Source organism: Streptomyces sp. JLBJ103 (assembly GCF_058215575.1).
Genome location: NZ_CM177089.1, coordinates 3,359,386 through 3,377,739, shown reverse-complemented (window position 1 = coordinate 3,377,739; position 18,354 = coordinate 3,359,386). Strand labels below are relative to the sequence as shown.

General features: G+C 68.4%; 19 protein-coding genes. 14 read left to right on the top strand and 5 right to left on the bottom strand.

Features of this window, described 5'->3' with window-relative positions; genetic code table 11:
• Positions 1 to 93 precede the first annotated feature (93 nt).
• Entirely contained in the window at positions 94 to 849 is a 756-nt protein-coding gene (locus AC4BEG_RS14760) for an SDR family NAD(P)-dependent oxidoreductase (RefSeq protein ID WP_490706338.1), read from the bottom strand.
• A 259-nt stretch (positions 850 to 1,108) separates the two neighbouring features.
• On the opposite strand from AC4BEG_RS14760, the gene AC4BEG_RS14755 reads away from it, so the two are divergent.
• Positions 1,109 to 2,350: a hypothetical protein gene (locus AC4BEG_RS14755; protein WP_490706337.1), complete on the top strand. Its 1,242-nt coding sequence runs from the start codon at positions 1,109 to 1,111 to the stop codon at positions 2,348 to 2,350.
• 88 nt (positions 2,351 to 2,438) lie between these two features.
• Here AC4BEG_RS14755 and AC4BEG_RS14750 read toward each other — a convergent pair whose 3' ends face one another.
• Positions 2,439 to 3,245 (bottom strand): aminotransferase class IV family protein, encoded by an 807-nt coding sequence (locus AC4BEG_RS14750; RefSeq protein WP_490706336.1) that lies wholly within the window; start codon positions 3,243 to 3,245, stop codon positions 2,439 to 2,441.
• 331 nt (positions 3,246 to 3,576) lie between these two features.
• Positions 3,577 to 4,125, bottom strand: coding sequence for a hypothetical protein (locus AC4BEG_RS14745; protein ID WP_254746467.1), 549 nt, complete (start codon positions 4,123 to 4,125; stop codon positions 3,577 to 3,579).
• Positions 4,126 to 4,241: 116 nt separating this feature from the next.
• Between AC4BEG_RS14745 and hemL the strand changes: the two genes are divergently transcribed.
• The 7 genes from hemL (at position 4,242) to ccsB (ending at position 12,085) form a co-directional block, all read left to right on the top strand.
• Positions 4,242 to 5,558 (top strand): glutamate-1-semialdehyde 2,1-aminomutase, encoded by a 1,317-nt coding sequence (gene hemL / locus AC4BEG_RS14740; protein WP_490706335.1) that lies wholly within the window; start codon positions 4,242 to 4,244, stop codon positions 5,556 to 5,558.
• A gap of 8 nt (positions 5,559 to 5,566) precedes the next feature.
• Positions 5,567 to 6,253, top strand: a complete 687-nt coding sequence (locus tag AC4BEG_RS14735) for a histidine phosphatase family protein (RefSeq protein ID WP_490706334.1) — start codon at positions 5,567 to 5,569, stop codon at positions 6,251 to 6,253.
• Between the two features lie 213 nt (positions 6,254 to 6,466).
• Positions 6,467 to 7,645, top strand: a complete 1,179-nt coding sequence (locus AC4BEG_RS14730) for a polysaccharide deacetylase family protein (protein WP_490706333.1) — start codon at positions 6,467 to 6,469, stop codon at positions 7,643 to 7,645.
• A 101-nt stretch (positions 7,646 to 7,746) separates the two neighbouring features.
• Entirely contained in the window at positions 7,747 to 8,364 is a 618-nt protein-coding gene (locus AC4BEG_RS14725) for a TlpA family protein disulfide reductase (protein WP_490706332.1), read from the top strand.
• A gap of 5 nt (positions 8,365 to 8,369) precedes the next feature.
• Positions 8,370 to 9,134 carry a cytochrome c biogenesis CcdA family protein gene (locus AC4BEG_RS14720; RefSeq protein WP_490706331.1) on the top strand — a complete coding sequence of 255 codons (765 nt, stop codon included), beginning with the start codon at positions 8,370 to 8,372 and terminating at the stop codon, positions 9,132 to 9,134.
• A gap of 3 nt (positions 9,135 to 9,137) precedes the next feature.
• Positions 9,138 to 10,985, top strand: coding sequence for a cytochrome c biogenesis ResB family protein (locus tag AC4BEG_RS14715; protein ID WP_490706330.1), 1,848 nt, complete (start codon positions 9,138 to 9,140; stop codon positions 10,983 to 10,985).
• Positions 10,982 to 12,085, top strand: coding sequence for a c-type cytochrome biogenesis protein CcsB (gene ccsB / locus AC4BEG_RS14710; protein ID WP_490706329.1), 1,104 nt, complete (start codon positions 10,982 to 10,984; stop codon positions 12,083 to 12,085). Before AC4BEG_RS14715 ends, ccsB begins: the two co-directional genes overlap by 4 nt.
• Before the next feature lie 78 nt (positions 12,086 to 12,163).
• Here the strand turns inward: ccsB and AC4BEG_RS14705 are convergent, their stop codons facing one another.
• Entirely contained in the window at positions 12,164 to 12,673 is a 510-nt protein-coding gene (locus tag AC4BEG_RS14705) for a PLD nuclease N-terminal domain-containing protein (RefSeq protein ID WP_490706328.1), read from the bottom strand.
• 89 nt (positions 12,674 to 12,762) lie between these two features.
• Between AC4BEG_RS14705 and AC4BEG_RS14700 the strand changes: the two genes are divergently transcribed.
• Genes AC4BEG_RS14700 through AC4BEG_RS14690 form a run of 3 tightly spaced genes read left to right on the top strand, consistent with a single transcriptional unit; the run spans position 12,763 to position 15,852 of the window.
• Positions 12,763 to 14,214, top strand: a complete 1,452-nt coding sequence (locus tag AC4BEG_RS14700) for a menaquinone biosynthesis decarboxylase (protein WP_490706327.1) — start codon at positions 12,763 to 12,765, stop codon at positions 14,212 to 14,214.
• On the top strand, positions 14,211 to 15,113 hold the full coding sequence (mqnP, locus tag AC4BEG_RS14695) for a menaquinone biosynthesis prenyltransferase MqnP (protein WP_490706326.1): 903 nt from the start codon (positions 14,211 to 14,213) through the stop codon (positions 15,111 to 15,113). The genes AC4BEG_RS14700 and mqnP overlap by 4 nt, the downstream gene beginning before the upstream one ends.
• Positions 15,114 to 15,147: 34 nt before the next feature.
• Positions 15,148 to 15,852 carry a UbiX family flavin prenyltransferase gene (locus tag AC4BEG_RS14690; protein ID WP_490706325.1) on the top strand — a complete coding sequence of 235 codons (705 nt, stop codon included), beginning with the start codon at positions 15,148 to 15,150 and terminating at the stop codon, positions 15,850 to 15,852.
• Here the strand turns inward: AC4BEG_RS14690 and AC4BEG_RS14685 are convergent.
• The gene (locus AC4BEG_RS14685; protein WP_490706324.1) at positions 15,849 to 16,016 is read right to left on the bottom strand and encodes a hypothetical protein; all 168 of its coding nucleotides are present in this window, start codon (positions 16,014 to 16,016) and stop codon (positions 15,849 to 15,851) included. The genes AC4BEG_RS14690 and AC4BEG_RS14685 overlap by 4 nt on opposite strands.
• Before the next feature lie 114 nt (positions 16,017 to 16,130).
• On the opposite strand from AC4BEG_RS14685, the gene AC4BEG_RS14680 reads away from it, so the two are divergent.
• From AC4BEG_RS14680 to AC4BEG_RS14670, 3 genes are all read left to right on the top strand, one after another.
• Entirely contained in the window at positions 16,131 to 16,592 is a 462-nt protein-coding gene (locus tag AC4BEG_RS14680; protein WP_490706323.1) for an Lrp/AsnC family transcriptional regulator, read from the top strand.
• Positions 16,593 to 16,675: 83 nt separating this feature from the next.
• Positions 16,676 to 17,854 (top strand): aminofutalosine synthase MqnE, encoded by a 1,179-nt coding sequence (gene mqnE, locus AC4BEG_RS14675; RefSeq protein WP_490706322.1) that lies wholly within the window; start codon positions 16,676 to 16,678, stop codon positions 17,852 to 17,854.
• A 163-nt stretch (positions 17,855 to 18,017) separates the two neighbouring features.
• On the top strand, positions 18,018 to 18,305 hold the full coding sequence (locus tag AC4BEG_RS14670) for a DUF4229 domain-containing protein (RefSeq protein ID WP_490706321.1): 288 nt from the start codon (positions 18,018 to 18,020) through the stop codon (positions 18,303 to 18,305).
• Positions 18,306 to 18,354: the final 49 nt, after the last annotated feature.

Genomic DNA, 18,354 nt, shown 5'->3' with positions numbered 1-18,354 from the left:
CTGACGGGGGGTGGGGGCTGGGCACCGGCGGGGCCTCTCGTTTTCCGTCCCCTTCCGTCCCCTTCCGTCCCCTCCCGTCCTCGGCTTCCAGTCTCAACGCTCGCGGTGGACCTTGTGCTGGGCGGCCTGGGCGCGGGGCCGGACCACCAGCAGATCGATGTTGACGTGGGAGGGCCGGGTGACGGCCCACTCGACGGTGTCGGCGACATCGTCCGCGGTGAGCGGCTCGGCGACGCCGTCGTAGACGGCCGCGGCCTGGGACGCGTCGCCGCGGAACCGCTTCACCGCGAACTCGTCCGTCTTGACCATGCCGGGCGCGATCTCGATGACGCGTACCGGCTCACCGCACAGCTCCAGCCGCAGGGTGGCGGCGATGGCGTGCGCCCCGTGCTTGGCGGCCACATAACCGCCGCCGCCCTCGTACGCGAGATGGCCCGCCGTCGAGGACATGACGACGACCGTGCCGTCGCCCGAGGCGGTGAGTGCGGGCAGCAGGGCCTGGGTGACCTGGAGCACGCCCATCACATTCACCTCGTACATCGCCCGCCAGTCGTCCGGGTCGGCGTTGGCGACGGACTCGGTGCCGATGGCGCCGCCCGCGTTGTTCACCAGGGCGTCGCAGCGGTCGAGGGAGGCGGCGAAGGCGTTGACGGCGTCGCGGTCGGTGACGTCCAGGACATATGCCTCGGCCTCGTGGCCCGCCTCGGTCAGCTCACCGGCGAGCGCCTCGATCCGGTCGGCGCGGCGCGCGGTGAGGACGACACGGAAACCGGCGGCGGCGAGTCGACGGGCGGTCGCGGCGCCGATGCCGCTGCTGGCGCCGGTGATGACTGCGGTGGGGGTGGTCATCGGCCCTCCTGTGACGAATCTGATGAATCTGGCGAATCCGAAGAATCTGGTGACGTGCCTGACGGCTGGGTGCGGCCTGCGTCTGGTCGAGGCTGCACGCACATGATCCATACGAAGGATATGACGGTCTTATTTACATCCGATCGAGGGAGTCAAGATCGGAAACCGCTACGGTCTCCGGGGCCTGGGGAAGGGAGCACAGCGACCGGCGCGGCGCCGGCGAGGGAGCATCCCCATGCCCAAGGAGTGATTTGAGCCCATGACGCAGCAGAACAGATTTGTGCAGCGGTCCCGTCGGTCCTTCCGCCGCTGGGGGGTCGTCTCGGCAAGTGCTGTCGCGGCGGCGGCACTGGTTGCCGGCGCGCCGACGGCCGCGTGGGCCACGACGACGCACACGCCGTCCAACGGCGCGTGCCAGCAGGCCCAGAACCCGGGGCACCACAACAACGAGCATGGGGATGGCCGCCAGCACGAGCAGCACGAGCAAAACGGCCGGCACGAGCAGCACGGGCAACAACACGAGCAGCACGGCATGCATGAGCAGCATGGCCAACAGCACGAGCAGCAGGGCATGCACGAGGAGCATGGCCAACAGCACGAGCAAAACGGCCAGCGGGAGCAACACGAGGAGAACGGCCAGTACGGCGGGAACGGCGGCCGTGAGCAGCACGGGGACAACGGCGGCCGTGAGCAGTACGGCGAGAACGGTGGCCGTGAGCAGTACGGCGAGAACGAGGGTCGCGAGCAGCACGGGGACAACGGTGGCCGTGAGCAGTACGGCCAGAACGAGGGTCGCGAGCAGTACGGCGAGAACGGTGGCCGTGAGCAGTACGGCCAGAACGAGGGCCGTGAGCAGTACGGCGAGAACGGTGGCCGTGAGCAGTACGCCGAGAACGGCGGCCGTGAGCAGTACGGCGAGGACGAGGGTGCCGAGCAGTACGGCGAGGACAACGGCCAGCGTGAGCAGTACGGCGAGAACGGGGAGGACGGCCAGTACGGCGAGGCCGGGGAGGGCGAGCAGTACGGCGAGAACGGCCGGCCCGACAACGGGCGTTACGACGAGGGTCACTACGGCGACGGCTCGCAGCCGCAGGTCCGCAGCGGGATGCGCCCCGCCCACGGCGACCACCAGGGCGACCCCGCCCACCACGAGGACCAGATGAAGCGCAACGGCGCCGTGACGATCGACGATGCGGTCCGGATCGCCGAGTGCGAGGTCGGGGGGCGGGCCCTCAGCGCCGAACTGGTGGAGGACTGCCCCGAGAAGGACGGGCAGCACCAGGGGCAGGAGCACGGGAACCGCTCGCGTATGACCGACCCGCACCAGGACCACCACCAGAAGAAGATGGTGTGGGCGGTGGACGTCGAGTGTGACCACACCGTCACGCGGGTTCTGATCGACCCGGACACCGGCTGTGTGCTGAGCACCAACAAGATGGAGCAGCACAACGACCACAACAACCACGACAACCACATGGACCAGGGCCACCCCGGCGCCTGAGTACAACGCCGTGCATGACGCCCGGGCGGGGCGATCCCCGGCCGGGCGTCATCAGCGTGATGGCGTCATCCGCGTGGTGTCGCCGCCCTCACGGCGTGGTGAGCGGTTCGGCCTCGTAGGCCCGGTGCAGCAGCTCCAGGAAGGACGGTGCCTCGGGTACGGCCGTCCCGCCGATACGATGCAGCGCCACCCCCGGCGTCCAGGAGTTCATGACCACGGCCCCCGCCAGCCCCGGCACATCGGCGAGCGTGATCTCCGCGTCCCGCTGGGGCACCCCGAGGCGGTCCAGCTGACGGCGGACGATGCCCATCGTGATCCCGCCCAGCATCTCGGCCACGGGCCACACCACCGTGGAGCCGTCCCAGAAGGCCAGATTCCAGATCGACCCCTCGCTGAGCCGCCCCCGGCGGTCGACGAAGACGGCGTCGTCGAAGCCGTGCTTCACGGCCTGCCGCGGGTAGTACGCCTTGGCCACCTCACCGACGTGCTTCACCGCCGGGAGGATCCGTTCGTACGCGACGGCCTCCACGGCCAGCGGCCCCGTGGGCGGGGTCGCGAGCGGCCTGGTACGCACCAGTATGTCCAGCTCCGCCCCGGATTCATCCGCGGCCGACCCGCCCACCGGTGCGTAGACCGTGGCCCTCAGGGAGACATCGGCCGCACCTCCCGCCTCCAGCGCCGTCCGCAGCAGCTCGCGCACCCGCTCGTCGGGCAGCGCCGTTCCGAACATCTCCTTCGAGGCCGCGCGCAGCCGTTGGAGATGAAGGTCGAGCCCCCTTACCCCGCCGTCACGCACCTGCATCGCGGTGAAGTGCGCGTACCCCGCGAAGGCGAGCGGCGCCAACTCCTCCACCGTCGCCGCCCGGCCATTGCGTTGAACGACATACATGCTCATATCTCACCCTGCTGGAACGACACAGCGCGGAATGCCCGCGCACACGGCGACGTTAGCCCTTCACATCGGTGACAAGGTCAACTCCGGAGGGGGACGGACGGACCGCATGCTGATCGGAGAGTTGTCCCGGCGCACCGGCGTCAGCCGCCGCTCCAACGCCGCCGCGCCACCCTCGCCGGCTACCTGGACCAGCCCTGAACCCGCGTTCGAGCGGGCCCAACTTCATCAGGAGCATGACTCGTTCGTGATGATGCGGGAGAGCCTGCCTTACTCCTTGCTCCCCGCACCCGCGGGAAGTCGGTGCTGAGGGCCCCAGGGCCCTCGCACCGCGTCACGGCCACACCAGGCAGTACGGCTGATGCCCCGCCTCATGCAGTCGATGGCTGAAGTCCTGCCACTCGTGCAGCAGTTGGTAGACGGTGAAGGCATCGCGGGGGCCGCCGCGGTCGGGGACGGTGGACCAGATGAAGGCGGCGGCGCCGACGGCTTCTTCGCCTACGCCGCGCAGGGGGTCGACCGCGGTCATCGGGAGCTTGACGACGGCGTAGTCGGGGTGGAGGACGACCAGTTCGAGCGGGGGGACCTTGTGGAGGGGGACACCCTCGATGCCCGTGAGGACCATCGCGGCCACCGTCTCCGGCTTGATCTTGGTGAACATGCCGTGGCCGAGCTCATCGCCGCCGAGTTCCTCGGGTCGCATGGAGATGGGGACCCGGGCCGCGGTGGCTCCGTCGGGAGCACCGAAGTATTTGTAGGTCACCCCCATGCGGCCCCCGCTTCTGCTTGCCCTGCCCGCGTTCTCCCGCCGATGGCGTCCAGGGCGGGCGCGCTCGGGGCCTCGGTCGTCCGTCCCTTCACCCAGTTCGCCACCGCGATGCATATCTCCACCCGACCACTCGCGGCTACCACCGCGCAACCCGATCAATGTGAGAGAGACCTCCCCCGCCCCGGAGCGGTGAAACGCTCCACGGCAGGACTCCGTCAGCCTCTGACAACATGGCTTGCGTGAGCTATCCCTACGCAGCCCCAGTTTCGCAGACGCTTTTCGATCGCGCGGCGGTCGTGACACCCGGCGGCGTGAACTCTCCGGTGCGGGCCTTCCGCGCTGTGGGAGGTACGCCCCGATTCATGGTGTCCGGTGATGGTCCGTACCTCACGGATGCCGATGGAAGGGAGTATGTCGACCTCGTGTGTTCGTGGGGACCGATGATCCTCGGCCATTCCCACCCCGAGGTCACGGCGGCCGTGCAGGCCGCGGTCGCACGCGGTACGTCGTTCGGTACGCCCGGTGCGGGCGAGGTGGAGCTCGCCGAGGAGATCGTGGGCCGGGTGGGGCCCGTCGAGCAGGTGCGGCTGGTGTCCTCGGGCACCGAGGCGACGATGTCGGCGATCCGGCTGGCCCGCGGTTTCACCGGCCGGGCCAAGGTGATCAAGTTCGCCGGTTGCTACCACGGGCATGTGGACGCGCTGCTGGCGGCGGCCGGGTCCGGGGTGGCGACCTTCGGGCTGCCGGACACCCCGGGGGTGACGGGCGCGCAGGCGGGGGAGACCGTCGTGCTGCCGTACAACGACCTGGAGGCGGTCCGGCAGGCGTTCGCCGCGCACCCGGGAGAGATCGCCTGTGTGATCACCGAGGCGTCACCGGGCAACATGGGTGTGGTGCCGCCGCTGCCGGGGTTCAACGCGGGGCTGAAGCAGCTGTGCGCGGAGAACGGCGCGCTGTACATCTCCGACGAGGTCATGACCGGCTTCCGGGTCTCCAAGGCCGGTTGGTACGGGCTCGACGGGGTGGAGCCGGACCTGATGATCTTCGGCAAGGTGATGGGCGGTGGCTTCCCGGCCGCGGCCTTCGGCGGGCGGGCCGACATCATGGCGCGGCTGGCCCCGGCCGGACCGGTCTACCAGGCGGGCACGCTGTCCGGGAACCCGATCGCGACGGCCGCCGGGGTGGCGCAGCTGCGGCTGCTGGACGACGCGGCCTACGCGAAGGTGGACGCGGTCTCCGAGCGGCTGCGGTCGATGGTGACGGAGGCGCTCGCCAAGGAGGGCGTGGAGCACCGGCTCCAGGCCGCGGGCAACATGTTCTCGGTGTTCTTCACCGGCGAGGGTGTCACCGACTACGAGAAGGCCAAGGCGCAGGAGGCGTTCCGCTTCACCGCGTTCTTCCACTCGATGCTGTCGCAGGGTGTGTATCTGCCGCCGTCCGTCTTCGAGTCGTGGTTTGTCTCCACGGCCCATGACGACCGGGCGCTGGAGCGGGTGGCCGCGGCTCTGCCGGGGGCGGCGCGGGCCGCCGCCGAGGCGACTGAATGATGGGTGACATGACTCAGAGCGAGAACGAGATCACCGTCGTCCATGTGATGCGCCACGGTGAGGTGGAGAACCCCAAGGGGGTGCTGTACGGGCGGCTGCCCGGGTACCACCTCTCCGAGTTGGGCCGGCGGATGGCCGACCGGGTCGCCGAGCACCTGGCCGACCGTGACATCACCCATGTTGTCGCCTCCCCGCTGGAGCGGGCGCAGGAGACGGCGATGCCGATCGCCAAGGCGCACGGCCTGGACGTGGCGTCGGACCGGCGGTTGATCGAGGCGGCGAACGTCTTCGAGGGCAAGACCTTCGGCGTGGGCGACGGCGCCCTGCGCAAGCCCGCCAACTGGCGCCATCTCACCAACCCCTTCCGCCCCTCCTGGGGTGAGCCGTACATCGACCAGGTGGTGCGGATGATGGCGGCGCTGGGTGCGGCACGGGACGCGGCGCGGGGGCACGAGGCGGTGTGCGTCAGCCATCAGCTGCCGATCTGGATCGTGCGCAGCTTCGTGGAGCGGCGGCGGCTGTGGCACGACCCGCGCAGGCGGCAGTGCACGCTGGCGAGCCTCACCAGCTTCACCTACCGCGGTGACCAGATCGTGTCGGTCGGCTACAGCGAACCGGCGCGCGATCTTGTTCCGGCGCATCTGCTGGCGGGCGCCAAGCCGGTGAAGGGGGCGTCCAAGGGCTTCGGCGCGTGATCTCCTCATGATCCGTGCTTGATCCACTCATGGTGCGTGCATAAGGCCCGACGGAATCCTGTGTGTATTGGTTCCAATGCATTCGGTAATCACTCCGGATGTAAGACTTCTGCAATCGGCCGCGTCCTTTCGGAACCGCGCTATTCGTCTCGTCATCTCAAGGGTTGTCCGCTACCCCGGACACCAGTACGGCGAGTGCGAATTGGGGACGTTATGCGTGAGGTCAGCCGGAGGGGAATCCTCGGTCTTGGTGCGGGAGCGGTGGCGTCACTGGCCGTCGCCGGCTGCTCCTCACCAGGGTCGAAGCCGAAGCCACACGAGACGCGGCAGGCGAAGCCGATCGGTGACGGATCGACGTCCCGGGGCGCCCAGCGGCCGAAGGAGCCGAAGCCGGAGCGGCTGGCGCGCGGGCAGAAGCCGCCGCAATTCGTGGTCTTCTCGTGGGACGGCGCGGGAGAGGTCGGCAACGGTCTCTTCCCGCGGTTCCGCAAGCTGGCCAAGGACCACGGCGCGACCATGACCTTCTTCCTCTCCGGCATCTACTGCCTGCCAGAGTCGAAGAAGTCGATGTACCGGCCGCCCAACAACCCGGTCGGCGCCTCCGACATCGGCTATCTCACCGATGAGCACATCCGGGCGACGCTGGAGAACGTGCGGAAGGCGTGGCTCGAGGGGCATGAGATCGGCACCCACTTCAACGGCCACTTCTGCGCCGGAAGCGGTTCGGTCGAGCGCTGGACGCCCGCCCAGTGGAGGTCCGAGATCGACCAGGCCATGTCCTTCGTCACCAAGTGGCGGACGAACACCGGCTTCAAGGATCTCGACCCGCTGCCGTTCGACTACCACAAGGAGCTCATCGGCGGCCGGACCCCCTGTCTGAAGGGTCAGGACAATCTGCTGCCGACGGCCCGGAAGCTGGGCTGGCGCTATGACGCCAGCTCGCCCGGGGGCAGGCAGGTGTGGCCCTCGAAGAAGCAGGGACTGTGGGACTTCCCGTTGCAGCAGATTCCCTTTCCCGGGCACTCCTTCGAAGTGCTCTCGATGGACTACAACATCCTGGCCAACCAGTCGCACAATTCCACGAACGCGCCGCCGGCGAACTACCCGGCCTGGCGCAAGCAGGCCACCGACGCCTATATAGCCGGTTTCAAGCGCGCCTATGAGACCAATCGTGCGCCGCTGTTCATCGGAAACCACTTCGAGGAATGGAACGGCGGGATCTATATGGATGCCGTCGAGGAAGCGCTGAAGCATATGGCCGACGAGAAGCGCAAGGATGTGCGGCTGGTCTCCTTCAAGCAGTTCACGGACTGGATGGACGCCCAGGACCCCGCGGTGCTGGACGATCTGCGGTCCTTCGAGGTGGGCGAGACCTGGCGGGCGAACCGCTGACCGGCCGCTGACGGCCACGGGCCCCCTTCGGCCGTCGGCCGATGCGCGGGGGCGAAGGGGGGTGGCGAAGATCCCCAAAACGCTCATGCGAAACTTTTCACATGAGTGCCTGCCGCGCCCCTCGGCGCCTCGCGACCCGACGTCGCGCAACCGTGCTGGCCACTGGGGCCGCGGTTGCCGCGCTGACCCTTACCGCCTGCGGTTCCGGCGGTACCTCGGGCGGCTCCTCCGACACCAATTTTGTCCAGGGCAAGGGCGGCGTGGACACCGTGCCCCAGGGGAAGCGCACCGACGCTCCCGAGCTGTCGGGGACGACCCTCGAGGACAAGCAGCTCGATGTGTCCGACTACAAGGGCAAGATCGTCGTCCTGAACGTCTGGGGCTCGTGGTGCGCGCCGTGCCGGGCGGAGGCGCCGAATCTCGCCAAGGTCGCGAAGGACACCCAGCGCGACGGTGTGCAGTTCGTGGGGATCAACACACGTGACTCCGACCGCGCCCCCGCGCGCAGGTTCGAGAAGGAGTTCGGCGTCGAGTACCCGAGCCTGTACGACCCGATGGGCAAGCTGATGCTGCGCTTCCCCAAGGGCAGCCTCAACCCGCAGGCCATCCCCTCGACGATCGTCCTGGACCGGGACGGCAAGATCGCGGCCCGCACGCTCACCGCGCTGAGCGAGGAGCGGCTCCGTAAGATGCTCGACCCGCTGATCGCGGAAAAGTGAGCGCCGTGAGCACACTCGCCGCCGTCGCCGGATACAACGAGACCGTGATGACCGGGGGACTGCTGGTCTCCCTGCCGATCGCCGTCTTCGCCGGACTGGTCTCCTTCTTCTCCCCCTGTGTGCTGCCGCTGGTGCCGGGCTATATGTCGTATGTCACAGGGATCACCGGTGCCGATCTCGCCGAGGCGCGGCGCGGCCGGATGCTCGCGGGCGCCTCGCTGTTCGTGCTCGGGTTCAGCGCGGTCTTCGTCTCCGGTGGGGCCCTCTTCGGCAACTTCGGGCAGGACCTCCAGGAGCACCGGGAGACCCTGAGCAAGATCCTCGGAGTGGTCACCATCGTGCTGGGCCTGGCCTTCATGGGTGTGCTGAAGGGTTTTGGGCAGCGAGAGTTCCGCTTCCACATCAAGCCCACCATGGGGCTGGCGGGCGCACCGGTGCTGGGGGTCCTGTTCGGCGTCGGATGGACGCCGTGTCTCGGGCCGACGCTCAGCGCCGCCAGCAGCCTGGCCTTCCAGCAGGGGACGGCGGCGCGTGGCGCGCTGCTCGTCGCCGCCTACTGCCTGGGTCTGGGGCTGCCGTTCATAGCGGTGGCCCTCGCCTACCGCCGCACGCTGGGCGCCTTCGGCTGGGTCAAGCGGCACTACGTGTGGGTGATGCGGACCGGTGGCGGGCTGCTGATCACCCTGGGGGTGCTGATGCTCACCGGTGTCTGGGACGCCATGATGAGCGAAATGCAAGGCTGGGCCGCGGGCTTCAACGTTGGGATCTGATCGATGTCCACCACCGATACCGACACCGCGGCCGACAAGGCGGCCGGCGCCAGCGCGGAGGAGCGTGAACTCGGCGCGGCGGGCTCGCAGCTGTCCACGGCGCCGTCCGAGGAGATCAGCCTCCCCTCGCTGGGGGTGCTGGGCTGGGCCCGGTGGTTCTGGCGCCAGCTGACCTCGATGCGGGTCGCGCTGCTGCTGCTCTTCCTGCTGTCGCTCGGCGCGATCCCCGGTTCGCTGATCCCGCAGACCAGCATCGATGCGCTCAAGGTGCAGACCTTCAAGGACAAGCATCCGACGCTGACGCCGATCTACGAGAAGCTCCAGCTCTTCAACGTCTACAGCTCGGTGTGGTTCTCGGCGATCTACATCCTGCTGTTCATCTCGCTGATCGGCTGCATCGTGCCGCGCACCTGGCAGTTCATCGGCCAGCTGCGCGGCCGTCCGCCCGGCGCTCCGCGCCGTCTCACCCGGCTCCCGGCGTACACGACCTGGCGCACCGAGGCCGAGCCGGAGCAGGTGCTCCGGGCCGCCCAGCGGATCATGAAGGGGCGCCGATTCCGCACCGAGAGCTCGGGTGACGCGGTCGCCGCCGAGAAGGGCTATCTGCGTGAGGTGGGCAACCTCCTCTTCCATGTCGCGCTGATCGTGCTGCTGGTGTCCTTCGCCGCGGGGCAGCTGTGGAAGTTCGAGGGCAGCAAGCTGGTCGTGGAGGGCGACGGCTTCAGCAACAGTCTCGTGCAGTACGACGACAGAAAGTCGGGCCAGCTGTTCAACAGCGATGATCTGGCGCCCTTCGGCTTCCAGCTGGACCGCTTCACCGCGACCTACGAGCGCAGCGGTCCGCAGATGCGCACCCCGCGCACCTTCAACGCGGATGTCACCTACTGGAACGGCGCGGACGGCGCCGAGCGCAAGACCCGGATCAAGGTCAATGAGCCGCTCGAGATCGCGGGTTACAAGGTCTATCTGCTGAACCACGGCTATGCGCCGGTGGTCACGGTCAGGGACGGCAAGGGCGAGATCGCCTACAAGGGTCCGGTGGCCGGTCTGCCGATCGACGGGGCGAATCTCACCGAGAGCATGGTGATCAAGGTCCCGGACTACCGCAACAAGGCGGGCAAAAAGGATCAAATCGCCTTCCAGGGTCAGTTCCTGCCCACCTGGGTGCGCAGCAAGGGGATGTTCTCCGTCTTCCCCGCGCTGGACAACCCGACGCTGGTGCTGACCGCCTACCACGGCAGCCTCGGCATCGACGGCGGCACTCCGCAGAGCGTGTACCAGCTGGACAAGTCGCGGATGAAGCAGTTCATGGAGTCCGACGGCAGGACCAAGTACGCCCGGGCGCTCGCGGTCGGCGACACCATGAAGCTGCCGAACGGCGCGGGCTCGCTGAAGTTCGAGGGGGTCAAGGAGTGGGCCAGCTTCCAGATCTCCCACAAGCCCGGTACCGAGGGCGCCCTGATCGGCGCCGTCGCCGCCCTGGTGGGCCTGGCCGCGTCCCTGTTCATCCAGCGCCGCCGGGTGTGGGTGCGCGCGGTGACCGGCAAGGACGGCACCACCGTGGTCGAGATGGCCGGGCTCGGCCGCAGTGAGTCCGCCAAGCTGCCGGAGGAACTCGCCGATCTGGCCGTCCGTCTCCAGGCCGACGCACCCCCCGCGTCGGAACCGGAGCCGGAACGCCAACCGGAATCCGAACCGGAAGCACAGTCGGCACCCGAGTCGGACAACGAGTCGGCAGCGGAGCCGGACAACGAGTCGGCACCCGAGTCGGACAGTGAACCGGCATCCGACTCAGGACCCGTGGCCGACGGCACGGATCCGGCAGATCCATCCGAAGGAGCGCACCCGTGAACCTCGCGGCCGAAGTCAACGAGACACTGGCGAACTACAGCAATGTGCTGATCTATTCGGCGATGGCGGTCTACACCCTTGCCTTCCTCGCCCATATCGCCGAGTGGGTGTTCGGCAGCCGCAGCGCCGTCGGCCGCACCGCCGCCGCGATCACCGTCGAGGCGGCCGACCGTCCCCGCGCCCAGGTCACCGTCCAGACCGGCGGGAACACCGCCGAGAAGGGCGGCACCGCGGTACTGGAGCGGCCCAAGGTGGTCACCCGGTCCGCCGCGGGCAGCCGTGATGTCCCGGACGGGCCGGGCGCCGCCGGAAGCAGCGAACAGGGCGATGTGTACGGCCGGATCGCGGTAGGGCTGACCGCGCTGGCCTTCCTCTTCCACGCCGCCGGTGTCCTCGCCCGAGCCCTGTCGGTGCAGCGTGCCCCCTGGGGCAATATGTACGAGTTCTCCACGACCTTCGCCATGGTCGCGGTCGCCACGTACTTCATCCTGCTGACGCTGAAGAAGAACGTGCGCTGGATCGGACTGCCTCTGGTCACCACGGTCCTCCTCGACCTCGGTCTCGCCGTCTCTGTTCTTTACACCGACAGCGACCAGTTGGTTCCCGCGCTGCACTCCTACTGGCTGTGGATCCACGTCAGCTGCGCGATCGTCTCCGGCGCCTCGCTCTACATCGGCGCCGTCTCCACGCTGCTCTACCTCTTCCGTGACCGGTACGAAGCACAGCTGGAGGACCCGAACGGGAAGAAGTTCGGCCGGTTCGCCTCCTCCGTCCTGGAGCGGGTGCCCTCGGCGGCGTCCCTGGACAAGTTCGCGTACCGCATCAACGCCACGATCTTCCCGCTGTGGACCTTCACGATCATCGCGGGCGCGATCTGGGCCGAGGCCGCCTGGGGCCGCTACTGGGGCTGGGACCCCAAGGAGGTCTGGTCCTTCATCACCTGGGTCGCCTACGCCTGTTATCTGCACGCCCGGGCCACCGCGGGCTGGAAGGGCCGCAAGGCGGCGTACCTCGCGCTGATCGCCTTCGGCTGCTACCTGTTCAACTACTACGGGGTGAACATCTTCGTCACCGGCAAGCACTCCTACGCCGGAGTCTGACCGTTCGGACCGTGTCCCCGGCCATGGCCACCGGCCGTGACCGGGGATTTTCCGTATCCGGGGAGAACTCGCGCGCCGTCAGGCCCCGGCGGCCGGCGGGGTGTCCTCGGGACCCTCGCCCTTGCGGCGCAGCTCCTCCTCGCGGCGGCGCAGATCCGCCTCCCAGCTCCGCAGCAGCTCCTCATCCTTGGGCGCCTTGGCCTTGGAGGCGTCATCGGCGTCTTCTGCGTGCTCGGCGTGCTCGGCGTGCTCGGCGTGCCCGAGGGTCTCACGGCCGTCCTGAGCGGGCTCCTCCGGCCCGTCCTGCCCCGTGTTCTTCCCCAGGGACTTCAGGAACTCGGGGTTGTCGTCCGGCGCGACCCAGCCGTCGTCCCCGCCGCGTACGCCGCCCCGGCTCCCGCCGTCCACCGCGCGCTTACGGCCCGCGATCTGCCAGGAGATGGAACCGACGACCGGGAACAGCAGCACCAGGATCGCCCAGATCGGCTTGGGGAGGTAGCGGACGTCCTGCTCGTCGGTGGTGATGCAGTCGATGAACGCATAGATGCTGAGCGCCAGCGGCACCAGGATCATCAGCACCCGAGGCATGAGCCGATCCCCTTGCGTGTGGTGTTCGGGGCCGAAGCAACGGGCCCCAGTTACGGGACCAGGGTAGTGCGTACCGGATACTGGGACGCATGGCTTATGACGATCTTCGTTCCTTTCTGCGGGCACTTGACAGGGAAGGCGACCTCAAGCGAGTCAAGGCCGAAGTCGACCCGCACCTGGAGATCGGTGAGATCGTCGACAGGGTCAACAAGGCGGGCGGCCCCGCGCTGCTCTTCGAGAACGTCAAGGGCTCGTCGATGCCGCTCGCGATGAACGTCTACGGCACCGACCGCCGACTGCTGAAGGCCCTCGGACTGCGCTCCTACGACGAGATCAGCGAGAAGATCGGCGGGCTGGTCAAACCCGAGCTCCCGCACGGCTTCGGCGGCCTCCGCGACGCGTTCGGGAAGCTGGGCGCCATGGCGCACGTACCGCCGAAGAAGGTCAAGGACGCGCCCGTCCAGGAGGTCGTCCTCACCGGCGAGGACGTCGACCTGGAGGCGCTCCCGGCGCTGTTCACCTGGCCCGAGGACGGCGGCTCGTTCTTCAACCTGGGCCTGACGCACACCAAGCACCCGGAGACCGGGGTGCGCAACCTCGGCCTCTACCGCCTCCAGCGCCATGACCGCCGCACCATCGGGATGCACTGGCAGATCCACAAGGACAGCCGCAACCACTACCAAGTGGCCGCCAGGCGCGGTGAGAAGCTGCCGGTGGCCATCGCCTTCGGCGCCCCGCCCGCGGTGACGTACGCCTCCACCGCCCCGCTGCCCGGCGACATCGACGAGTACCTCTTCGCCGGGTTCCTCCAGGGCAGGCGGATCGAGATGGTCGACTGCAAGACGGTGCCGCTCCAAGTCCCGGCCAACGCCGAGGTGGTCATCGAAGGGTGGCTGGAGCCGGGGAAGATGCTGCCGGAGGGCCCGTTCGGCGATCACACCGGCTTCTACACCCCGCAGGAGCCCTTCCCGGCGCTGACCATCGACTGTGTGACGATGCGCAAGCGGCCGCTGTTGCAGTCGATCGTCGTGGGGCGGCCGCCGACCGAGGACGGTCCGCTGGGCCGGGCCACCGAGCGGTTCTTCCTCCCGCTGCTCAAGATCGTCGTTCCGGACATCGTGGACTACCACCTCCCCGAGTCCGGTGGTTTCCACAACTGCGCGATCGTCTCGATCGACAAGAAGTACCCCAAGCACGCCCAGAAGGTGATGCACGCCATCTGGGGCGCCCACATGATGTCGCTCACCAAGCTGATCGTGGTGGTCGACGCCGACTGCGATGTGCACAACCTCCACGAGGTGTCCTGGCGCGCGCTGGGGAACACGGACTACGCACGCGACCTCACCGTGGTCGAGGGCCCGGTCGACCATCTCGACCACTCCTCGTACCAGCAGTTCTGGGGCGGCAAGGCGGGCATCGACGCCACCGCGAAATGGCCCGAGGAGGGCTATACGCGCGACGGCGGCTGGCCCCGGATGGTCGAGTCCGATCCCGCGACATCCGACCGGGTGACGCGCCGTTGGAAGGAGTACGGGCTGTGACGTCCGCCGCCGCTGCTGCGCCGCGCCCCGGGGCCGTCAAGTCGTTCCTGCGGCTGGTGCTCATCGAGCACTCCGTCTTCGCGCTGCCCTTCGCCTACATCGCCGCGTTCACCGCGATGTTCCAGCGGAACGAGCGCATCCACTGGACCCAACTGCTGCTGATCACGGTGGCGATGGTGGGGCTGCGCACCTTCGCGATGGCGGCGAACCGGATCATCGACCGCGAGATCGACGCCGGCAATCCGCGTACCGCCGACCGTGAGCTGGTCACCGGCGCCGTGTCCGTACGCACCGCGATGACCGGGGCGTTCGTCGCGCTCGTGGTCTTCCTGGGCGCCGCGGCGCTGCTGAACCCGCTGTGTCTGGCGCTGGCGCCGGTCGCCGTGGTGCCGATGGTGGTCTATCCGTACGGCAAGCGGTTCACCGACTATCCGCACGCGATCCTGGGCCTGGCCCAGGCGATGGGCCCGGTCGGCGCCTGGATCGGGGTCACCGGCGAGTGGTCCTGGGACGCGGTGATCCTGGGGCTCGCGGTCGGCATCTGGATCGGCGGCTTCGACCTGATCTTCGCCTGCCAGGACGTGGCCGCCGACCGGGCGCACGGGGTGCGGTCGGTTCCGGCCCGCTTCGGGATCGCCGGGGCGCTGTACGGGGCGCGGGTCTGCCATGTGCTCACCACGGCCCTGCTGGTCTGGTACGGGCTGGCCACGGACGCCGGAGCGTTCTTCTGGGCGGGGCTGGTGATCGTCGCGGCGGCCTTCGGGTACGAGCACACCATCGTGCGCCCGGGGGATCTGTCGCGGCTGAACCGCGCCTTCTTCACGGTCAACGGCTTCATCGGGATCGCGCTGTTCTGCTGTGCGCTGCTCGACCTGATGGTGCGGGGGCTGAGCCTGTGAGAGGGCCTGGACGGCGGCGGATAGGCTCGGTCGTGTGGAGCCGCCGCAGGAGCCGTCCGGGACGTACGAACAGGTGAGCCGCCGCCCCTGGGTGGTCGGTGTGTCCGGTGCGTCCGGGACGCCGTTCGCCGCCTCCGTACTGCGTGCGCTGCTGGCGGCGGGCGAGGCGGTCGATCTGGTGATCAGCCGGGCGTCCCGGCTGACCCTGCTGGACGAGACCGGGATCGCCTTCCGGGACGCGCACTGGCGCGACGATCTGCGCCGCTGGCTGGCGCGCGGCGCGGACGGCACCCCGGACGCCTTCGAGGTACCGGCCGCGGTGGCGGACGTACGCCACTGGGCGGCCGGGGACCTGGCCGCCGGGCCGTCCTCGGGTTCGTACGAGGTCAAGGGGATGCTGATCGTCCCGGCGAGCACGGCGTGTGTGGCCGGGGTGGCGCTGGGGCTGTCGAAGGACCTGCTCCAGCGGGCCGCGAGCGTGACCCTCAAGGAGCGGCGCAGGCTCGTGGTCGCCGTGCGGGAGACCCCGCTGAACGGTCAGACGCTCCGGCACCTGGTGTCACTGGACGAGGCGGGCGCGGTGGTGCTGCCCGCCTCTCCGGCGTTCTACGCGGGGGCGACGCACATCCAGGACCTGGTGGACTTCGTCGCGGGGCGGGTGCTGGACGCGGCCGGGGTGCCGCACAAGCTGTACCGCCGGTGGGAGGGGGAACTCGGTGGGGACCGGGGGAGGGACTAGCGGGTCCAGCGCTTGCGGGCCAGCGCGGCGCGGGCCGCGACGACGACCGCGCGGCGCCCCGCGCGGGAGGTCGGCCGGTGGTTCGCACGCGAGCGGTTGGCCAGGGACCGCAGCTCCTGCATGCGGGCTTCAAGACCCTCGATCGTGTACACGGTGAGTCTCATCTCCTGAGGTAAACAGGTCGATCGCCTAAAAGATTTACAGGACTTGTGGTCCTGATGCCTTAGATTCTACATGTAATGTCGCTCGAACTCTGAATAATGGAAGGCGTACGGCATATGGACGCGGTGGACAGGCAGCTCATCCAGGCGCTGCGGGAGAACGGCAGGGCCTCGTACGCGGAGCTGGGCAGGCTCGTCGGCCTGTCCGGGCCCAGCGTCACGGACCGGATCAACCGCCTGGAGGCGGCCGGGGTCATCACCGGCTATCGCGCGACCGTCGACGCCGCGTCCCTCGGGCTCGGGGTCACCGCGCTGATCGGCATCCAGCTCTCCGACGCCACCGACCACGAGGACGTGGCACACCGAATGCGCGATCTGGCCGAGATCGAGGACTGCTGGTTCATCGCGGGCGACGACTCCTACATGCTCAAGGTGCGCGCCTCGGACGTGGACGGTCTGGAGCGGACCATCCGCCGGCTGTCCGGCACCAAGGGCGTCTCCCGGACCCGCACCACGATCGTGCTGTCCACCAAGTGGGAGAACCGGGTCGGAGAACTTCCCGAGGACACCGAGGCGTAGTCTCGGCGAAGCCGACATCGGCAGAGGAAGGGCCGGAAGACATACGGCCGGACGACGGGGGCGAACGCATGGGAGGCGACCGCGTGACGGCGACCACACACGACGTGGGTTTCAAGCGGGAGTTGGAGCAGAAGGTTCGCGCGGGGGAGCGGCTCTCCCGTGAGGACGGCATCGCCCTGTACGCGTCGGATGATCTGGCGTGGCTGGGTGGTCTGGCTCATGAGGTGCGTACCCGTAAGAACGGTGACGTCGTCCACTTCAATGTCAACCGTCACCTCAATATGACCAATGTGTGTACCGCGTCGTGTGCGTACTGCTCCTTCCAGCGCAAGCCGGGCGAGAAGGACGCGTACACGATGCGTATCGAGGAGGCGGTGCGGCTCGCCAAGGCGATGGAGAACGAGAATCTGACCGAGCTCCATATCGTCAACGGTCTGCACCCCACTCTCCCCTGGCGCTACTACCCGCGGTCGCTGCGGGCGCTGAAGGAGGCGCTGCCGCGGGTTTCGTTGAAGGCGTTCACGGCCACCGAGATCCATCACTTCGAGAAGATCTCCGGGCTCAGCGCCTCCGAGATCCTCGACGAGCTGATCGATGCCGGTCTGGAGTCGCTGACCGGTGGTGGTGCCGAGATCTTCGACTGGGAGATCCGTCAGCACATCGTGGACCATGAGACCCACTGGGAGGACTGGTCGCGGATCCACCGGCTGGCCCACCAGAAGGGGCTGAAGACCCCTTGCACGATGCTGTACGGGCATATCGAGGAGCCGCGGCATCGGGTGGATCATGTGCTGCGGCTGCGGGAGCTTCAGGACGAGACCGGGGGGTTCCAGGTCTTCATTCCGCTGCGCTACCAGCATGACTTTGTGGATATGAGGGACGGGAAGGTCCGGAACCGGCTTCAGGCGCGGACGACGATGGCGACGGGGGCCGAGGCGTTGAAGACGTTCGCGGTCTCGCGGCTGCTGTTCGACAATGTTCCGCATGTGAAGGTCTTCTGGGTCATGCATGGGGTGCAGACGGCGCAGCTTGCGTTGAACCATGGTGCGGATGACATGGATGGTTCGGTGGTCGAGTACAAGATCACGCATGATGCGGACAACTACGGGACGCCGAACAAGCTGACCCGTGACGATCTGCTGGAGCTGATCCAGGACGCGGGCTTCCGTCCGGTCGAGCGCAACACCCGCTACGAGGTCATCCGCGCATACGACGGCCCCGACCCCGACCGCCGCGAGTCCCCCCAGCCCATGCGGGTGTGAGACCCCGACCGGCTGTCGTCGGCACACGTCACTGGCACGTCACTGACGTTCGAAGAAGGTGAGTTCCGCGACGGCATCACGATGTGGCTGCCGGTGAATTGATCGAAATGCGGACGTGCTTCACTGGGAGGGAAGTATCTCCCCAGCAGAAAGAAGACCAGCCGTGTCACTCCAGCCGAGCGCCACGTTCCGCTACTCCCTGATGCGACTGGGGATCTTCGCCGGCTCCTTCCTGGTCATCTGGGCGCTGGTCTGGTTCCACCTGCTCCCCTCCGGTCTCGGCCGGTCGAACCTGTTCTGGGTGGCCCTGCTCGCGCTGATCGTCTCCGCTCCGCTCAGCTGGGTGCTGCTGCGCAAGCAGCGGGAGGCCATGGCGGTCCAGGTCGCCGGGCGGGTGGACCGGGCCAAGGAGCGGCTGGCGGCGAACCAGAGCCAGGAGGACGGCATCTGACCGGCGCCGCACCGGCCGCGCTGTAACCCTCCTCACACCACCGACACCG